The sequence below is a fragment of the Rhizobium sp. BE258 genome (assembly GCF_031457345.1).
Taxonomy (GTDB): Bacteria; Pseudomonadota; Alphaproteobacteria; order Rhizobiales; family Rhizobiaceae; genus Rhizobium.
This window is the reverse complement of sequence record NZ_JAVDWL010000001.1, coordinates 107,504-125,816: the sequence shown is the minus strand read 5'-3', so window position 1 is coordinate 125,816 and position 18,313 is coordinate 107,504. Positions and strand designations below refer to the sequence as shown.

Genomic DNA, 18,313 nt, shown 5'->3' with positions numbered 1-18,313 from the left:
GTCAATTCACCTGATGCGCCATGGCGGCAAGGAGGCTTTGCTCCGAGAGTTCACGTCTCGGCAGAACCGCGACCGACATACCGTCGCTGAGCACGGTGACGCGATCGGCGGCGGCCAGCAGCTCTTCCAGTTCCGACGAGATCATCAGCACGCTGAGGCCATCATCTGCGAGGTTTCGCAGCAGCCGCAGGATCTCGGACTTGGCGCCGATATCGATGCCGCGTGTCGGCTCGTCGACGATCAGCACTCGCGGATCGGTGCAGAGCCAGCGGGCCAGCAGCACCTTCTGCTGGTTGCCGCCCGACAGTTCCTTGATCGGCTGGTCCGGAGAGGCACATTTGACGCCGAGCGATTTGATGAAGCGGGCGACGATCTCGTCCTGGCGGGCGCGGTCGACGATGCCTGCTTTCTTCAGTTTTGGCAGCAGCGCCAGCGTCATGTTCTCGCGGATACTCATATCCGGAATGATCCCGTCGATCTTGCGGTCTTCGGAAACGAGCCCGATGCCATCGGCGATCGCCGCGGCCGGTTCGGCATAGCTGCGCGAGGTGCCGTTGAAGCTCAGGCTGCCGCGCTCCAGCTTGTCGACGCCGAAGATGATGCGGGCGGTCTCCGTGCGGCCGGAGCCGAGAAGGCCGGCCAGTCCGGAAATCTCGCCCTCGCGGATCAGCAGATCGACGTCGCGGACGCGCAGGCCCGAACCGGCGCCCTGCAGCTCAAGGCGCACCGGCCGTTCGATCGCATTGTCGGCATCGCGGCTGAGCGCTTCGAAAGCCGCCAGTTCGCGGCCGAGCATGTGGCGCACCAGCTCCATTTTGGGGATATCCTTCATGGCGCTGACGGCAACCGTCTGGCCGTCACGCATGATGGTGACGCGGTCGCAAATCGCATAGAGCTCGTCGAGGCGGTGGCCGATGAAGATCACTGCGACGCCGCTTTTCTGCAGTGTGCGGATCGTCTCGAAAAGGACGGCGACCTCGCGCTCGTCCAGCGATGAGGTCGGCTCGTCCATGATCAGCAGCCGGGCGTTCTGGGTCACGGCGCGGGCGATCGACACCATCTGGCGGGTGGCGGCGCTGAAGCGCGCAACCGGCAGATCGACGTCGATATCGAGATTGAAGGTGGCAAGCACCTTGCGGGCGCCATCGCGCATGGCGCGGCGGTCAAGGAAGCCGAATTTCTTCGGTTCCCGCGACAGATAGATGTTCTCGGCGACGGAGCGCTGCGGCGCCAGGTTGATCTCCTGATAGATCGTGGCGATCCCGGCGGCCTGGCTTTCTGCCGGCGTCGAGAAGGCGACGTCCTCGCCGTTGAAACAGATCGATCCTTCGTCGCGCTGATAGGCGCCGGTCAGGATCTTGATCAGCGTCGACTTGCCGGCGCCGTTCTGGCCGACAAGCGCCATAATCTCGCCCTCGGCAATATCGAGGGAAGCGGCGCGCAGCGCGGCGATCCCGGCAAAGGATTTGGAGATACCCTGCATCGACAGCAGCATGCCGGTCGACTCCGTATTCAATAAAGGAAAAGCCGGCCGGAACGGCGTCTGCCGAACCGGCCGGAGCGGTCACGCTGGGAGTTTAGTAGGCGCTGGAGAGCTCGGCCTTGGCGTTGGATGCATCGTAGAACTTGTCGTCGTTGATGACCCAAGGCTCGATCTTCTCGCCCTTTGCATAGCGCGCCATCGTTTCGAAAGCCTTCGGTCCGAAACGCGGGTTGCATTCGACGACTGCGCCGATCTTGCCTTCAGCCACGAGGCCGACAGCTTCCTTGCCGCCGTCGATCGACAGCACTAGGATGTCCTTGCCCGGCACCTTGCCGGCGGCTTCGATGGCGGAGATGGCGCCGATCGCCATTTCGTCATTGTGGGCGTAGACGATATCCGCATCCGGATGCGCCTGAAGCAGCGCTTCGGCAACCTGGCGGCCCTTGTCGCGGGCGAAATCGCCGGACTGCGATGCGACGATCTCGAAGCCGCCAGCGGCCTTGATGGCGTCGTCGAAGCCCTTCTTGCGGTCGTTGGCAGGCGAGGAGCCGGTCGTGCCTTCGAGCTCGATGATCTTCTTCTTGCCGTTGGCGTTCTTCGCCAGCCATTCGGCAACGCGCTGGCCTTCCTTGATGAAGTCGGAGCCGATGAAGGTCAGGTAGTCCTTGCCGGGCTTGGCGAGCTTCGGATCGACGCTACGGTCGAGCAGGATGACCGGGATTCCGGCCTTCTCGGCAGCCTTGACGGCCGGGATCAGCGGCTTTTCTTCGCGCGGCGAGAGGAAGATCAGGTCGACGCCCTGGGCGATCATCGAGTTGACGTCGGCAACCTGCTTGGCGGCCGAGCCGGCGGCATCGGTATAGACCAGCTGGTAGCCAAGCTTTTCAGCCTGCGCCTTCATGCTTTCGGTCTGGGCGATGCGCCACGGATTGTTTGATTCGGTCTGCGCGAAGCCGACCTTGTACTTTTCCTTCTGCTTCAGCGCAGGCACTTCTGCCATGGCAACTGTGCCGGCCACGGCGACGGCGCCGAGTGCGGTTGCAGCAAGCATGAATGTACGACGTGAGAATGCGGACATCTCAGTTTCTCCTCCCGAATTTTCCGGTATCTTCCCAACCGGCAGTGAGCAATAACTGCTTCACATGAGCTAATCTTGTAGCTAATAATATTAGCAGTCAAGCGTCATTTTATGAGCTATTGCACAAATTTTGGTTTGTGCTGCAGCAAGTCATCGGGAGGATATTGTGATGACGAAAAAGAATGGCCGCGGCGGGGAAAACGGGCGCCGCGGTGAGGCTGGACGGCCTACAATGACCGATGTTGCCCGTATTGCGGGCGTTTCGCAGTCCAGCGTGTCGCTTGTGCTCAATGAAATGTCGGGATCACGCATCTCGCCGGACACCCAGGCCAAGGTTTTGGAGGCTGCTCATAAAATTGGTTATAAATTACCTGGAGTTCGTCATGAAGCTCAGCCGGACACGCGAATCGAGAAAGACACGATCGCCTTCGTCGTCGACGAAATCTCCACCAGCCCGCATCCCGTTGTCAGCCTCGACGGCGTGCGCGATTTTGCTTTCGAGCAGGGTTTCCTGACCTCGGCGCATGCAACGCGTTCCAATCCGGATCTCGAAGACGCCGTGCTGCGCTCGATCCTGCGCGACCCGACGATCGTCGGCGTCATCTATGCGACGATCTTCACCCGCAAGGTGAAGGTGCCGGAACTGCTGAAGAACATCCCGACCGTATTGCTGAACTGCTATGCCGAGCCGCGTCAGCATATGGCGATCGTGCCCGGCGAAGTGGCGGGCGGCTTTGCCGCGACGGCGCATCTGACCTCGCTCGGCCACCGGCGCATCGGCTTCATCAACGGCGAACCCTGGATGGACGCGGCGGTCGATCGCCTCAAGGGCTACAAGCAGGCGCTCGCCACCGTCGATGTCGCCTTCGACGAGACGCTGGTGCGCGACGGCGACTGGCTGCCCTTGCGCGGCTATGAGGCTGGTCTCGACCTGTTGTCGATGAGCAATCCGCCGACAGCGATCTTTTGCGGCAACGATCTGATGGCGATCGGCGTGATGAAAGCGGCGGCCGAGAAGGGCTTTCGCGTTCCCGAAGATCTCTCCGTCATGGGCTATGACGACCAGGAGCTGGCGCGCTACACCCATCCGCCGCTCTCGACGCTGGTCCTGCCGAACTACGAGATGGGGCAGAAGGCGGCGGAGACGCTCATCGATATGGCCATCCACGGCAAGACGCTGCGGCCGATGACCATCAAGGTCGATGGTCCGCTCGTCGTCAGAACCTCGACCGCAAAGACCAAACCCTGATCAGCCGACGGCGCTGATCACCAGGGTCACGGAAAAAAACATCAGCACGGCAGAGGCGCAGCGCTGCGCCAGCAGAGGCATGGCGGTGCCCCGCCCGATGATCAGCCGGCCAAGGACAATCCAGAGCGTCGACGTCACCGTGACCGATGCCACGAAGATCAGCACTGTCAGCAGGAGCGGCGCCTCGACGGCCGGCACCATGGTCAGGCCGATGATGATGGCTTTCGGGTTGAGCAGGGTGGTGAGGAAAAGTTCGCGGATGCCGACCGGCGCTGCCGCCCCTTCAGATTGCGACCGCCAGAGCTTCAATGCCAGAAACAGAACCCAGACCGCCGATATCAGCCGCACTGCCTGCGCAATGGCCGGATGCGCGTGAAGGAATGGACCGGCGATGCCGGATACCGGCAGGATGACCAGCAGATAGGCGGAGACAACAGCGAGCAGCAGGGACGTCAGGCGTTTCACCGTCAGGCCTGGTGACATCATGGCAAGGACGGCGTTCGTCGGCCCGGGCAGGATGAGCAGTGCCAGGATGCCCAGAGAGAAAGTCGGCAGGTTCATCTGATTGTGTGTCCTTGAAGCCTGCGGTTTCAGTAGGCAACGATAGTCCCTGCCCGTTGCCATTTCCAGCGGGTGCGTGCGCGGATTTATAAGGCTGGCCGGTTGGGGAAGGGGAGCCCGGCCGCGTTTGGCGTATGGATCGAAGCGCTGTCCGCCGGATCGTCCATCGCGCGCAGGCCACGCCAGTTTCGGACGTGGTTGGCATTGATGAAGATCATCCCGGTGGCGTCGGGTTCGATATTCTGTGTCCTGATGACATCGCAGAAGGCTTCGAGATGTTGCAGAAGCCGGCTTTCTGTTGCCCTTGGCGGGGAAGCGATGCTGAGCAGCGCGCGCCGGGTGATGATGACGGTGCGTGCCACTGCCCCATCGAGCATCTCGATACGGCCGCACTTTTCCCTCTCGTCCAGTCGCGCAGCAATGATCGCGTATCGCATCGAATGGTCCTCTCACGCCCGCAACGCGCCAAGTCTACGCGATGCATGGAGACGATACTTTGATTTCGATCAAGACCGCCTGAGGCGTGTCCGGTTCGTTGATCTAGGACAAGGAAGGGTGAGCGGCCGCGCGGCATAAGCCCGCGAGACGAAGATGAAGGAAATCACGATGTCCGATGCCCTGGTCGCCAAATATGGTGAAGCCCGCCTGCCGCGCTACACCAGTTATCCAACAGCACCGGCCTTTTCGGCTGCCGTCGGCCCGGAGGCCTATGCGGATGGGCTGGCGCGGCTCGGTGCGGCCGATCCGGTATCGCTTTATCTGCATATCCCGTTCTGCCGCTCGATGTGCTGGTATTGCGGCTGCCACACGTCGGTGACGCGCCAGGACGGACCGGTTGCCGATTATCTCGACGTGCTGAGCGAGGAGATCGAACTGGTGTCGCAGGCAGCCGGCAATGATCTGCCGGTTCGAAACATCCATTTCGGCGGCGGCACACCGACGATCATGACGCCTCAGGCCTTTGCCGCATTGATGGCGAAGCTGAGGAGCGCCTTCCGGTTCGAGGCGGATTGCAGCGTTGCCGTCGAGATCGATCCGCGAACCCTGTCCGCAGCAATGATTGGCGCGCTCGGCGACAACGGCGTCGATCGCGCCAGCCTCGGGGTCCAGAGTTTCGATCCGCGGGTGCAACATGCGATCAACAGGATACAGACCTTCGATCAGACGAAAGCAGCCGTCGAAGGCTTGAGGGAAAACGGCACCCGCAGCATCAATTTCGACCTGATCTACGGCCTGCCGCTGCAGACCGTGCGCTCCTGTCTTGAGACGGTCAGGATGGCTGTCGAGCTCCGGCCGGAACGGTTTTCGGTATTCGGTTACGCCCATATCCCGTCCTTCAAGAAGCATCAGCGGCTGATCGACGAGACGCAGCTGCCGGATGCCAGCCAGCGCAATGCCCAGGCCGAGGCGATCGCCGACGAACTCGTCGGCGCCGGTTATGTCCGCATCGGCCTCGATCACTTCGCGCTGCCGCATGACCCGCTGGCGCTGGCATCGCATGAGGGAACGCTGCGGCGGAATTTTCAGGGATATACCACCGACGACTGCGAAACGCTGATTGGTCTCGGCGCCTCTGCGATCGGCAAGCTTCCCGGAGGCTATGTCCAGAACGAGGTCGCCCCCGGCCGCTATGCGGAGCGCGTCGCCTCCGGCATCCTGCCGACTGCGAAAGGCTATGTGCTGAGCGCTGAGGACAGGCTGCGGGCAAAGGTCATCGAAAGGCTGATGTGCAGCTTCGAGGCCGATCTTGCTGCGCTCAGCGGCGAAGCCGGATATGACCCTGCCTTCCTGACGCGCCGCAACGAGCGGCTGGCGCAACTGCTGGCCGACGGCGTGGTGACGCTGGCGGACGGGCGGCTGACCGTTTCGCAGCAAGCACGCTTCATGGTGCGCGCCGTGGCCGCTGCCTTCGATGCCTATCTCGGAGCGCCGGGGCGCACGCATAGCAAGGGTGCCTGAAACGGCTACAACTCTCTGACGAGGCGACCCCTCCATAGCCGGGGATTGCGATCAAAATCTCATAGTGGGCGCTGCCCGCGGGGTTGCCCTTTTGGCCGATGGCTGCAAATTGTCTGCTAATGCCCGACCGACGTGGCATGAAAAACGGATGGCCGTGCCTGTCCGTCGGAGCAGCAATGAATCTTTTCGTCACAGATCTCCACCACGATGGGTGGCGGAGCCAGCCCCTTCAGATGGTGCCGAAGAAGAAGGAGCGAAAGCTTGCGCCGGAAAAGCCGAAGACGCTTCTCCAGCAGCTCGCCGCCACGCCCGACAAGCTGTTCACCGGCGCCTTCCGCCAGCAATATGGGGCGCTCTGCTACCGCAAGGCGCCGGGCAGCTCCGGCATCGAAGTGCTGGTGATGACCTCGCGCGAAAGCCGGCGATGGGTGATCCCCAAGGGCTGGCCGATGAAGAAGAAGAAGCCCTATGAGGCGGCGGCGACCGAAGCCTGGGAAGAGGCTGGCGTGCGTGGCACCGTCGGCAAGAAGCCGGTCGGCCGCTACACGTACCTGAAATGGCTCGACAATGGCGACGTCGCCCCCTGCATCGTCGATGTCTATACGGTCGAGGTGCTGGAGCAGTCCGAGAACTTCAAGGAGCGAGGCCAGCGGGTGCTTGCCTGGGTCGAGCCGGAAGAGGCGGCGCGGCGCGTTCGCGAGATCGAGCTGAAATCCCTGCTGGTCGATTTCAAGGTCAAGTGACAGCCCATTGCCGCCCAAATCACGGTCTTGTTGATCGATCTCAAAGAAAATCCTGACTGTTCTCTATAGCCCGTCTTCGGACGAACACGCCGATGGCCTCGTGTTCGCCGGTTCAAGGGGGCTTGGAATGATAGATGAGACACGTGGCGGCCTCGATGCACTGGAAACGCACCTTAGCGAATTGTCGTCTTGGTGCGATCTGATCGAGGCGATTGCCGATTTTCTGCCCTGCCATGTCGATGAGGGATTGTGCAGGACACTGACGCGAGACCTCGTTCCGCTTTTGGTGAGGATACATCAGTTGGAAGAGACCAGCGTCGATCGGCATCCTGCCCTCGCTATCAGCGTCCCGGCACCGAGAGACGAAGAGCAGCGCCGGATTTCCGATCGGCTCGAGCAACGCGATATGGCAGAGCGCGCCGTCAAGGTGTTGTGCGACTTGAGCAGGGGGCGAAGCAGCCTCTCGGCGGACGCCATCGCCTATGCGCTCCGTTCATTCTGCTGCCCGGCGCGCCGGCATATCAAAGAAGAGCGGCAGCTGATCGGCGAGATCCGCCAGGCGATCGCGGTGCCTTCTCTCGTATCAGACGCGAAGCTGACGCCTGCCGGCGCTTGATCTACGTCAAGGCGTAGCGCTCCCGCCCGTTGTTCACTTCGCGGTGAGAGAAGGAGCTCCGTGATGTTTGTGAACGATATCGTGCCGATCGGCGATGACGCGTTATCGACTGCCGTGCGCAGCCGGCTGCAGATGGAACTCGGGCTGACACATGACGTGGTGAAGGCGACCGTGGCGAACGGCGTCGTCACCCTCAAGGGGCGGCTGGCAAGCACGGGAACGCGCGAGGCGGCAGGTGCTGCTGCCGGAAATGTGCGAGGCATCAAGCGTGTCGTCAACGACGACATCTCGACGGCGTATCATCTGGTGCGGCGTCTGGCGCCTTAGGCCAGGGATTGCTCGCCTCAATCCCACGTCTTGCGTTCGCGAGCTTTTTGCCGCAATGCCTCGAACACGCTTCGAGCCTGCGGCGAAAGCTCCTTGCCCTTCAATTGCACCAGGCCGAAGCCCGGAATGTCGATGCGGGCGTGGATCGGCAGCGCCGTCAGCAGCTGGTGCTGGTCGAGCATCTCGGCGACGGTCTTGGCGAAGATCCCGACCCGGCCGCTGCTCTTGACGAGCAGGATGGTCATGAGCACCGACGAAGTGGAAATGACACTGCGCGGCACGATGGCATGCGCCCGGTGATAATCATCCATCACATCCCGCAGATAGGAGCCTTCCGGCTGCAGCACCCAGTCGAGCCCCTCGAGATCTGCCTCCTCTACGGCCGGTTTTGCAGCCAGCGGATGCCCGCGCGCCACCACCATCCGGAAGGTTTCCTCGCCGAGCGGCTCGTAGTCGAACATTGTCCGGTTGAAATTCTCGGGCAGACGGCAGATCGCGAAATCGAGGCTCCCGGCGCTCAGCTGTGCGAGAAGCGCATCGCTGCTGCCGTGCGAGACGTTGATGTCGAGATCCTGATACCCAGCCTGCGCATCGTTGAGGGCGGGAACGACGATCTCGGAAGCGGGCGTCATCACCGTGCCGATGCTGACGCTGCCGCGCTTGCCCGAGGCAATGACCTTCATGTCGTATTCGGCGCGTGCCGCTTCCGCCAGCAAGGTCCGGGCGTAGCGCGCCAGAACCTTGCCCTCCGGCGTCAGCGCCGTTCCGCGGTTGTGCCGTTCGAACAGCCGATGCCCGGCCAGTGATTCGAGCTCGACCAGCGTTCGCGACAGCGAGGGCTGGGACAAGCCGAACATTCCGGCTACGCTGCCGACCTTGCCGTGCTCTTCCAGAGCGACGAGCATGCGCAGATGCTTGAGTTTGAAGGCGTCAAGCCTTGTCATCATCACTCCTGATATTCGGTTTTGCTAAGTCAGAATAGGAGAACTGCGAGATGACAGTCATTTTGTCCGCCGACAATGATAAAACATCTGAATATTCAAAGGGGTATATGACAGTCAATTTGTCATCCCGACAGGATAGTTCGTCGCGACTTAATGATAAGAGCTAAGCTCGACCTTTTCAGCCCAGTCAGGTCCAGAGCGTCGACAATTCGGTAGGAGTACGCTTTTTGGTCCACGCGACAGTTGACGAGCTTCAAAGCAATTCGTCTGATACGGCACTTATCGCCCAGAATGCTGGAGCTGTCCGATCACTGTTAGGCAGGACATATCTTGGTGGCTCCCATGACAGTGTTTTAGTCTGGCAACATGGTTCCAGTTTATGACGTCGCTGGCCAAATCAGCTTCACGAGTCGCGAATGACGCGCTACACAACTTGCGCTTGATGTGCCACTTGAGTGGTCCGCGGGGAGGTTTTCGATGAGCGAGTATTTCGAGATTGCGTACGCGGCGGCAGCGAAACGTCTATGCATTTTTACCGGGACCGGATTTTCCAAGGCTTTGAGTGCGAACGCCGCGCCCGGCTGGCAGGAGCTGCTCGAGCAGATCTGCGACACGCACATTGGAAAGCCGGACTTCAAAGAGGCGCTGTTTCCTCTCAACGGCGTGAACGCCCTCCAGCTCGATGAAGCTGCCCAAGTGATTTCGATTGAGCTCTCGAAGATCGGGAAGGACATTCATGAGGAGATCGCCTCGCTCATATCGGGTGTGGCCTTATCAGGAAGCTATCCTGAGACCGAAAAGTTCTTCAAGGAACGCAGCTTTCGTGTGGTCACCACGAACTACGACAAGCTTTCGGAAAATCTTGCCGGGCCTGATTGCCAGCCGCTCGCTCCCGGACGGCCGGTACCGCGATCGACCAGCCGGGTGAAGGTCTATCACGTTCATGGATCGATTGACGTTCCGGGAAGAATGGTAGTGACTGCGGACGACTATTTCAGCTTCATGCACTCCGAATCCTATTTCTCGCGAAAGCTTAGTACGGTTCTCCACGAGAACACCGTCGTCATCATGGGATACTCACTCGGGGATACGAACTTAAAGTCGATCCTTAGCGACTATCGAGGTTTCGTAAGGAATCATTTCGTCAGCAACAGCGTGTTCTTGGTCTCAAGAAGGCCGGTCGATCAAAGAATATCTGACTACTATTCGAACTGCTACGGCATCCGAGTCATACCGAACACCGAGGTCGAAGAGTTCTTCAAAAATCTGAATGGTAATTTGCCTGCGGCCGAAAAGTGCCTCGTTGACTCGGTTACCAACATCAAGAAGGTCCTCTACGAGAAGCACAAGTTCACTGAAGCATACCTCCAGGTCGAAAGCTCGTTCTATGAGATCGCCTCTTCCATCGGCGCGGTCGGTGTTAGCCTTGAAGAGGACGTCGTCGTTGAGACGTTCAAGGACGTTATCGCAAAGAAAATGGCGCTGACCGGCCAGTCTCAGGCGTGGCCTCAATACGTGCAGCTTGCCTCTTGGCTGACATACCTCGGAAGCCTAATTGACGTGAGAAACACGGCGGTGGAGAAGACCTTCCTAGAGGCTGTGAAGTTCTCGATGGATAGCATGAGCAGGTCGATGAAACTTGGATATTCATGGCATGCCTACAAGGTCTGGGATGCACGGTGGAGCGGCATAACGGCGGACAATCGAGCGCTGATAGGAACATTCATCGTCGACAAATCGGCGGAACCTGACGCTGTTGAAATTGCTTCCAGGGGGTGATTGGCACGGCGCCGGGGAAGTCGGAGCCTGAGATTTCACTGAAGTGCGATGGTGCGACGCTCAGCGATCGGTTTGAGAAGTAGGCGCTCGCCGCCTGAGCACCCGCCCGGTTACGTCGCAGTCCTTGAATAGCGGCTGTCCTAACCTGATGTTGGCAAACCTAACTTATCACGACGCTTGGCTTGATAAGCTCGATTGTATTCCGTTGCTTTTGTTGGAACGAATGTAGGTCGCGTGCGGTCGATCGCGACTCTTAATTCAGCCCGGTTAAAGAACTTGACGCCGATGAGGTCGACCGGAATTGAAGGGGACATGTCCGCAGTAGTCAGAGCGGCTCTCAGTAAGTCTTTCCCGACTCCGTATTCCTTCATGGCGTTGATGAAGCTGACATACTTGTCGCAGAACGCCTTGGCGTCCTCACGCCTTACGTACGTCTGAGACGCTCTTTTTCGCGGGTTGCGTGCGACGATCTTTGGGAGGTGGCCTTCGCTTATTAGATAAGCCGCGACCGTCCAGGAAGTTTGGCAAAAGCTCGCCGTCTCTTTTATAGTTAGTAGATCATCCGTAAGCGTTTCGGTAAGGATCGCCGACACTTCAAGGGGATCAATTCTAACTGCGTCCAGCCCGGTATGTCCCGCATCCCAACCGACCTTGTGCAGCTTCCCGTCTCGAAGGAGCGCCATTAGTTCAGTGATCTTGCACGTCAGTTTCCTCGAGACGGCGAAAAGCGACATAAGCTCGGCCGAGCCCAGATAGGGATCAACCGGCTTTATAGCGTCGATGAACGTCTCCAACGCCCGACGAGAGTATCGGGGGCTCACTGCTATTCCATGTCCCGACTGGATAATGGGTTGGAAGAAGCCCTCTTTCACGAAGATGTTGAACTTCGGGTGGGTAGTGCCGATCACTTTGGCGGCTTGCGTCGGGAGGAGCGCATCGTTGAGTATGTCGGCTACCTTATCGGCGACAGTCTTCTCCACCGGCCCGGAATCCTGGGCTTCCAATGGGTGCAGCCCGAGAGCGACCGCCATCCGTCGCAGATGTTTGGGGTTCATATTGTACCGCTTACGTATCGCGGCTTCCGCTATATAACGGGCGCCGGTTGACGTCCCAAACACCTCTGAAGTGTCATCCAATGGCAGGACCGAAAATGCGTAATTACGGATGAGCTTTCTGACGTCGGCCCATTCCGGCTGCTCGCGCCTCGATAAGCATTCATAGAAGCGGCCGTAGAGATGCCGGCCCCCGGACCCCGGCCTGAGGTGTGGTAGTGAAGAATGCATCATGTCCAGAAACGAATAAAGCCCAGGAATACCTCTGGACAAAAACTCGAATCCCGACTGAGCCGCTGCCCACTGCTGCTCATCGGTGAGTTCCGCAGCCTCGGCACGTCGGCCAAAAAGGGCCGTCACTCCGACATGCTCGCAAAGCGTGCCGCCGCGGTCGAGAGACATCCCGTCAAGTATTTCACCGTGGTTGCGCAACCCGTTGATGCGGTCGAGCGCATAGAATTCGAACGCCGTCATCTCCCGGCCGGTCTGTGACCTCGTCGCCTCCCGCAGCTCTAGCTGGAACTGGCCAAGCCCATCAATCAGGTCGTGCCGCTTTTCGTTACGCATGCTAGTGCTGCCGAGATCGACGATCGAGCAAAGATGGGTCGGACACGTACGAAGGAATCTTAGCGCCCAGTTTCGTCTGACGTATTGCCGCGTCCTCGGCCTCCTGTCGGCCGAGGCGGCGTCTTCCTTGAGGCAGGCCGTGCAGACCCGAAGTCGAGTGCGTGTGTACGTGAAAGGAGACAACGTCTCGACGCCTACGACACAATTGCCTTCGACAACGGGTACCGTCGCCGCGTGTAGCCGCTCAGACTCGATCTGCCCAAGCGTCGCAAGACGCTTGATGGCCGAATCCCGGCCGTAAGAAACGTCCATGAAGGAGAAGCCCATATCCAGGCAGAACTCAGCCGGGCCCTTGCCATTGGCCGCAGCAAGGCGGGAGCAGTAGCTTGTGAGGGTCTCGTCATCGAAGAGGGGCACGCGGTACATCTGGGTTCCCTAGTTTTTTGCGCTCGGCACGTAGGGGCCAGTTCGGTTCACGGGGATCGCCATCTGTCGCCAATTATCGTTAGAGAATACGTTCGCCGCTGGATCATCGCTAGCATTGACTAGCCGGCGGTAGCCAGCTTCCCAGCTCTGCCGATCCACTGCATCCTTGTCCTTTTCGAGAGCATCCTGGATGGCGTGATAGATTATCCTGATGATCACCCCAAACTGATAGCGTCCGCCAAACATCAAACGTTCAGTGAAGTTCTCCACCAAGTCCCCCGACAGATTGAGCTTCGCGCGTTGGGTAACCAGCTCGATCACGACGGCGGAAACGAATGCCCCGTCTTCGACCAAGGTCAGCGGTCGCAGCGGAAAGTCGTCCACGCGTCGCAGCAACTGGTCCTTTGGGTCGTACAAGATGACGTTCTTGATCTCCGGCAGGCCTAGCAGCACGATGAAGATCGGCCACTTCCGATCCTGGATCATGTTCTTGATGGAATCCGCGATATGTTCAGGCCCCTTGGTTTTCGGGGCGTCAAGGACGTGCTGAAAATCGTCGAGGATGATGACTCGTGTTCCTCGAAGTCGTAGTTGCTGACGAACGTCTTTGAAAAGCAAAGAAGGTTTCTTCGGACGCGTCACGTGATAGTCCATCGCGTCGAGGATGTCGTTCGCCAGATCCGTCATGGTGGCTTTCGAAGATACCAGAACGTAGAGTACGGGATATAGGAAGTCGCCGTACCCATCGGGAATGGGCTGGAACTCCTTCCTGTCCTGGACGTGCTGTTCCAACAAAGTTGACTTGCCAGCCCCTGTCTCGGCGTGGACAGTTACAGCGAAGGTGTCGGGATCCATAATCGATATAGCCCCCGCCATTCGATCGATGGGAACCGAGATCAGCGCATCGTTCCGAGTGGTGTAGTAGGCAGATTTCACATAGTCCATCGTCGCTGCAACGCGCGCCGTCTTGGGATTTATTGCCTCGCCGACCGCAGTCGCTACACGTCGCACCATGGGGTCGGTCGCCGCCGCCAAGCGCGGCTTCTTTCCTGAAGTCAGATTCATTCGGTTGCATCCTCATCACTTCCGCTGGCGTCGAAAAGCTTGCTCCGCCTGCCTGATGTTTTCGAGTTTTCGGCTTCGGCGCCGCGCGCCGGACCGCCTCGCAGGAGATCGGCGATCGTCGGTACGATGGGAGCCTTCTCCTTCTTCTTTTTTGGCCTCGAACCTGTCAGAGGAGGGGGTGTTGTTATCGGTTCAGGTATCCCTTCCTCGGTCCTGACGTGCTGGAACTGGCTAGGGTTGAACGTACCTTCCGACGGAAAAACCTTGCTAGATGCACTGACGGCGACGCCTTCTTCGACATGTTCCGCGAGCGGCGGGTCGGTCATGGTTGCGAGGACACCGTCCCTCCCAATCTGGTCGAGAAGGAACGTCTCCGGATCGGGGTCGTAATCCATGGTGAGCTTGCTGTGCACCACATACCCGGCGAACAGTTCACGCTCCATCCTGTCGTAATCCTGCTGGACCAGGACGTGCGACGAGATGTTGTGGCGGTCTTCGGCCACCTTTGCGACGCTTCGGACGTGGTTCAAAGCCTCCGCTACAATCTTCTCATCCTGAGTATCGTGCTGGGAGTAAGCCTCTTTCATCAGTTTGCGGGCCGCTGCCCATTCTATCGCAGATACGCCGTCGAACCCGTGAACCGCGGCCTTTACGTAATAGAATCCCCTGTCTTTTACCGTGCGAAATCCAAGCATCCCGAGGTCATAAGGGTTCGAACGCACGATGATTTCGGCCTTTTTATAATGAGCTACGATCTGCTGCAGACGGTCGTCGTAGTAGGGGATGCCGAGACACACGACGCCGCGATCTGTAATCTTCCTCGTGCCGACGTTGAGCCCGAAGATGCGGCCCTCTTCCTCAGGATCGGTTAAGGCCTTTACCCGGCGACCTTTGGTCATCGTCGCCCAGGCATCGATCGGCTTGATATCACCTAGTCCCTTGTGCCGGGTAAGGTGATACGCATCAACGATAAGCCTCACCAGACAGCGAGCTAGTTCCTCGAAGTCCATCGACGCGTTAGCTTTGGAATCGTAGTTCCCCCGTTCAATGGGGTTTGAGAACGTCTGGCCCGAGAAAAGGCGTAGCCATCCTTTCTCGGTTCTGAAGAAGCGTTCTATTCTACCGCGTAGGCCAGGATTGCTTGTCGGCGGGAGGAGGTGTGTGCCGCATAGCGACAGCACCGTCGACTGAAAATCTTCGTCGAGATATGCGGCGCCGTGATCCGTCGCAACGCACTCGGGCACGCCGAACTGGATCCAGTCCGCCGTTGTGCCCGCCCATCGAACGATACCCGTCTTCGGCATAACCGCCATATGAAGCGTCTCTACTGCCGACCGGCCGTGCGGGTCCGAGTCGAGAAGACGAAAGGCAAGTATTGAACGAGTGCCGCAATCGATCGCGACCGACGCCCAAAATCTGCGCTTTTCAATTTCGAGCTGAATTTTTGGATGAATGATATTCCAAAGCCTGGTGCCTTTCAGAAGCGCGATGATATCGAGCTTGTCCTCGTCCATCTCCACGCGCTCCAGCGGGCGGAACTTGCGGGTCGCAGTCTTCGATAGCTGATAAGTGTCCTTAGCGGCGTCCGCGCCATTCTGGCCCATGTCAATGAGCATCTTCTTCTGAGCCGCGACACGACGATAGAAAGTCCGCAGATCGCATAACTCGCGCGGATACTCCCGCGCTTTGTTGTCTATCTCCAGCAATCTGAAGTGTAGAGCTATCGACGCGCGCTTAGCGTTTGCAAGCTTTTTTGCTTCTTCGTCGAGCAGCTTGTTCACTTCGGGGGTGAACTTGGGATCATGGTAGTAGCTGCCCTTGTACTGAGGCATAAGGGAAAACGGGTTCTCTCCGCTCGCCACAAAACGAGCTACCCAGCGCTGGAAGTTCCTTGGGCTCCCGCGATCATGAGTCTCGACAATGATTTTCTTCCGTCCGGCCCGCGGGGCAGGCAGTTGTCTCTCGTTTTCTGCGGTATAGTAGTCATAGAACTCGTTGATCTGGGAGCGTGTGAAAGTACCGTCCTGTACGAGTTCAAGATACCTTTTCACCATTCTGACGCGGTACATTATGTAGCCCGGAATGGCCGACGTATCGAGCCTTTGCCTTCTTTCTTCGAACGCTTTCTCATCGCCGTAAAAACCGCGGGAAATGATCAACTGTCTCTTCGCCACCCCATCAGCAATTTCGAAAGCATCGTACGCGCGGGGACGAGCGACGTTTTCCTCGTCCCGCAGAAGAAACACATCGTCATCGCCGTCATTTCGCAGTTCAACGCGAAAGTGACGTCCTGAGATAGTCACCCGGTCGAGGCTGGTTAGCTCTACGTGGGTGAATCGTTCCTGACCGGTCCTCATGAGAGGCTCCGCGCACGTACGTATGATATCGGGGTGTAAATCAAAGACTCCTTGCTCGTCAGGTGTTCCACGACCCCGTCCCCCATCAAGTTCCACAGTGCGATCGACCCCGCACCCTGACAGCCGAACTCATCGAGAAGCTCAAAACCTCGGATCGGAGCATCCTTCGTCTTGAGCAGCTCAAGGAGACGTACGCAGTCGGGGGAGTTCTTCAGGCGCCGCGCGGCCAAGATTTCACAAGCCCGGTAAATATCGGCTTTCGTGACGTCGCGCTCCGTCAGGATTTCGATCCGGTTTGCGTGATATTTCAATTCACGGTTACGAATCTGTTCCACCAGAAATGCGAGCTTTCCCCGCTCGTCCTTTTCTTCTGGGCGAACGCAGAAAAGAACGACTTCACCGTTGGTGAACTCGATGCGAAGGTCGACATAGTGCCAGCGCTGAACGCCGTTCTCGTCGTAGTACCGGATCGGTCCGTACTGCGCCTGGACCGAACGTACGCATTTCATCGCCCAGAAAAAACGAGCACAGTCCGCTTCGAACAGGCTTTCGAAAACCAGGTACTGGTTGGTGCCTGGCGCACAGATCAGGAGGCGGCAGGACGCGCTCGATTTCATCGTGATCTTGCGAGCGGAGGGGGCGGGAACGATGTCTTCGTAGACTGTGAAGCCCGCCAACTCCTCGATCGTCGGCTCATATTTGCGCGCCTCGATCGTTTGTTGACACAGGGCCACCGCGATATTCCGCATCCGGCGAGGCCACGTAAGTCTTGCGCTCATACGGGCGCGCGTACGGGTTGTAGCCGGCGCGCAGGAAGTAGAGGGCCTCGATCTGGTTCAAAACCTGAATCATTTTTCTGTCCTCCTAGCCCGAAACAGAGGGCGCAGCGTCGAGATCACGAACGCGCCTTAGGCAACGGACCGCGAGATTGACCTCGTCCTCAGATTTCGGATCGTCCCCTCCGTTGGCCGCCAAGCTCTTCGGCGCGTACGCGGCGAGGAGTTTCGATTCGAGGAACTCATATTCCGCCTTGGTGATTACGATATTCATGGCCTGCCTCCTTATGCCTGGCGCGCGACGGCTGCGTCGAAGCGCGAGGCCAAGGAAGCTAACGACGGACGTCCGTCGTCGGCTCCCATGCGGGCCTTCCAAACGAAGTTGCGAGGAAGATCAGCGATACGGCCACGGAAAGTGCTGTAGGAGGGGAAGCGCATTGCACGCCCGTCCGCCATGAAGCGGGCGTCCTTCAGGATCAGGGCCTGAAGATACTGCCAGAGTTCACGCACGGTGGGGCGGGTCACGTCCGCATAGCGAAGCGCAACCACGCACTGCAGCGTGATCTCGTTGCGAGTAAAATAACGGCCGCACTGACGCTCGAACCAGAGAGCAAGCTCGTCGCGATACTCCATGTCCAAGTTCGCTCCGTAATCTACGCGGGGAGTGCCGCAGGCGATCAGCGCTTCAACACGTTCGAGAGCACGGTTCGTAAGGAACTGCTTGTTGTCGATAAAGTTGTTCATGTCTGCCATCCATCCAACTGGCGGTTCCGGCGGCGTCGACACGCGACTGCGCGACCGCGAACCTGAGGTTCACGCGACTTCGATGACGTTCGACGTGGCGGATGACGGGAAAAAAGCCCCGGCGTCAGCCTGCGTCGATCGCGGCGAAACGTTGTTGGAGGTGGATGTCTTTCGAGAACTTGGTCATGTCGATCCTCATTTCCTAACTACTGGAAAAACTCAGAGGGTAGCCGGGGCGTCAGTTCACCGCGGCAGAGATACCACGGCGCCTTACGACGCTTGCCGGCAACGTTGTTGCCAATGTGCTGGTACCTTCGAAAACATGACTTCCTGTCTCAGTTTGACGCCGTTCATATTCGAACGGTGCCGCAATGGGCCAGAAATTAACGACATTGTCAAACGGAAAATTTGTTCGGAATTTTCCGTGATCGGCGTCGCTCATTCTCGACGCGGGTGAACCGTCGGCGTCTGACGAGGTTGAATCCTAAACTTTTAGAAAAATGTTGCGCAAAACTTTGCGCTATTGTCAACTATTCTGGGAGCGTCCAAGTGTCCAAGACGCGCGCTCGGCGGGCATGATCTGGTGA

At 58.8% G+C, this 18,313-nt stretch carries 18 protein-coding genes; 7 read left to right on the top strand and 11 right to left on the bottom strand.

The features are described from left to right. Position 1: 1 nt before the first annotated feature. Both J2X43_RS00725 and J2X43_RS00720 read right to left on the bottom strand, forming a co-directional pair. Positions 2-1,495 carry a sugar ABC transporter ATP-binding protein gene (locus J2X43_RS00725; protein ID WP_112386757.1) on the bottom strand — a complete coding sequence of 498 codons (1,494 nt, stop codon included), beginning with the start codon at positions 1,493-1,495 and terminating at the stop codon, positions 2-4. A gap of 82 nt (positions 1,496-1,577) precedes the next feature. Further along, positions 1,578-2,561, bottom strand: a complete 984-nt coding sequence (locus tag J2X43_RS00720) for an ABC transporter substrate-binding protein (RefSeq protein WP_112386726.1) — start codon at positions 2,559-2,561, stop codon at positions 1,578-1,580. Positions 2,562-2,730: 169 nt separating this feature from the next. Here J2X43_RS00720 and J2X43_RS00715 point away from each other — a divergent pair, with 169 nt between their 5' ends. Continuing rightward, positions 2,731-3,810, top strand: coding sequence for a LacI family DNA-binding transcriptional regulator (locus tag J2X43_RS00715; RefSeq protein WP_310290085.1), 1,080 nt, complete (start codon positions 2,731-2,733; stop codon positions 3,808-3,810). Here the strand turns inward: J2X43_RS00715 and J2X43_RS00710 are convergent, their stop codons facing one another. Then, the gene (locus J2X43_RS00710; RefSeq protein ID WP_112386727.1) at positions 3,811-4,371 is read right to left on the bottom strand and encodes a LysE family transporter; all 561 of its coding nucleotides are present in this window, start codon (positions 4,369-4,371) and stop codon (positions 3,811-3,813) included. It abuts the gene before it with no gap. Positions 4,372-4,457: 86 nt separating this feature from the next. Next, a complete protein-coding gene (locus tag J2X43_RS00705) occupies positions 4,458-4,808 on the bottom strand; it encodes a hypothetical protein (RefSeq protein WP_112386728.1) in 351 nt (116 codons plus the stop codon). A gap of 169 nt (positions 4,809-4,977) precedes the next feature. Between J2X43_RS00705 and hemN the strand changes: the two genes are divergently transcribed. The 4 genes from hemN to J2X43_RS00685 all read left to right on the top strand — a co-directional run bounded on the left by hemN (position 4,978) and on the right by J2X43_RS00685 (position 8,016). Beyond that, on the top strand, positions 4,978-6,330 hold the full coding sequence (gene hemN / locus J2X43_RS00700; RefSeq protein WP_112386760.1) for an oxygen-independent coproporphyrinogen III oxidase: 1,353 nt from the start codon (positions 4,978-4,980) through the stop codon (positions 6,328-6,330). 233 nt (positions 6,331-6,563) lie between these two features. Beyond that, entirely contained in the window at positions 6,564-7,073 is a 510-nt protein-coding gene (locus J2X43_RS00695) for an NUDIX hydrolase (protein ID WP_112386761.1), read from the top strand. A gap of 127 nt (positions 7,074-7,200) precedes the next feature. Then, positions 7,201-7,689, top strand: a complete 489-nt coding sequence (locus J2X43_RS00690; protein WP_112386729.1) for a hypothetical protein — start codon at positions 7,201-7,203, stop codon at positions 7,687-7,689. A 63-nt stretch (positions 7,690-7,752) separates the two neighbouring features. Continuing rightward, positions 7,753-8,016, top strand: a complete 264-nt coding sequence (locus tag J2X43_RS00685) for a BON domain-containing protein (RefSeq protein ID WP_112386730.1) — start codon at positions 7,753-7,755, stop codon at positions 8,014-8,016. A 17-nt stretch (positions 8,017-8,033) separates the two neighbouring features. Here the strand turns inward: J2X43_RS00685 and J2X43_RS00680 are convergent, their stop codons facing one another. Continuing rightward, positions 8,034-8,960, bottom strand: coding sequence for a LysR family transcriptional regulator (locus J2X43_RS00680; protein WP_112386762.1), 927 nt, complete (start codon positions 8,958-8,960; stop codon positions 8,034-8,036). 477 nt (positions 8,961-9,437) lie between these two features. Between J2X43_RS00680 and J2X43_RS00675 the strand changes: the two genes are divergently transcribed. After that, positions 9,438-10,739 carry an SIR2 family protein gene (locus J2X43_RS00675; protein WP_310290082.1) on the top strand — a complete coding sequence of 434 codons (1,302 nt, stop codon included), beginning with the start codon at positions 9,438-9,440 and terminating at the stop codon, positions 10,737-10,739. A 140-nt stretch (positions 10,740-10,879) separates the two neighbouring features. Here the strand turns inward: J2X43_RS00675 and J2X43_RS00670 are convergent, their stop codons facing one another. The 6 genes from J2X43_RS00670 to J2X43_RS00645 form a co-directional block, all read right to left on the bottom strand. After that, positions 10,880-12,784 (bottom strand): TniQ family protein, encoded by a 1,905-nt coding sequence (locus J2X43_RS00670; RefSeq protein WP_310290079.1) that lies wholly within the window; start codon positions 12,782-12,784, stop codon positions 10,880-10,882. A gap of 9 nt (positions 12,785-12,793) precedes the next feature. After that, positions 12,794-13,849: a TniB family NTP-binding protein gene (locus J2X43_RS00665; RefSeq protein WP_310290076.1), complete on the bottom strand. Its 1,056-nt coding sequence runs from the start codon at positions 13,847-13,849 to the stop codon at positions 12,794-12,796. Beyond that, positions 13,846-16,206 carry a hypothetical protein gene (locus J2X43_RS00660; protein ID WP_310290072.1) on the bottom strand — a complete coding sequence of 787 codons (2,361 nt, stop codon included), beginning with the start codon at positions 16,204-16,206 and terminating at the stop codon, positions 13,846-13,848. Before J2X43_RS00660 ends, J2X43_RS00665 begins: the two co-directional genes overlap by 4 nt. Further along, on the bottom strand, positions 16,203-16,955 hold the full coding sequence (locus tag J2X43_RS00655; RefSeq protein ID WP_310290069.1) for a hypothetical protein: 753 nt from the start codon (positions 16,953-16,955) through the stop codon (positions 16,203-16,205). The genes J2X43_RS00660 and J2X43_RS00655 overlap by 4 nt, the downstream gene beginning before the upstream one ends. A gap of 115 nt (positions 16,956-17,070) precedes the next feature. Then, the gene (locus J2X43_RS00650) at positions 17,071-17,256 is read right to left on the bottom strand and encodes a hypothetical protein (RefSeq protein WP_310290067.1); all 186 of its coding nucleotides are present in this window, start codon (positions 17,254-17,256) and stop codon (positions 17,071-17,073) included. 11 nt (positions 17,257-17,267) lie between these two features. Further along, positions 17,268-17,726 (bottom strand): hypothetical protein, encoded by a 459-nt coding sequence (locus tag J2X43_RS00645; RefSeq protein WP_310290063.1) that lies wholly within the window; start codon positions 17,724-17,726, stop codon positions 17,268-17,270. Here J2X43_RS00645 and J2X43_RS00640 point away from each other — a divergent pair. Further along, complete coding sequence (locus tag J2X43_RS00640; RefSeq protein WP_310290062.1) at positions 17,725-18,183, top strand: hypothetical protein; 459 nt, start codon at positions 17,725-17,727, stop codon at positions 18,181-18,183. The two genes, J2X43_RS00645 and J2X43_RS00640, sit on opposite strands and share 2 nt — an antisense overlap. The last annotated feature ends 130 nt before the right edge of the window (positions 18,184-18,313 follow it).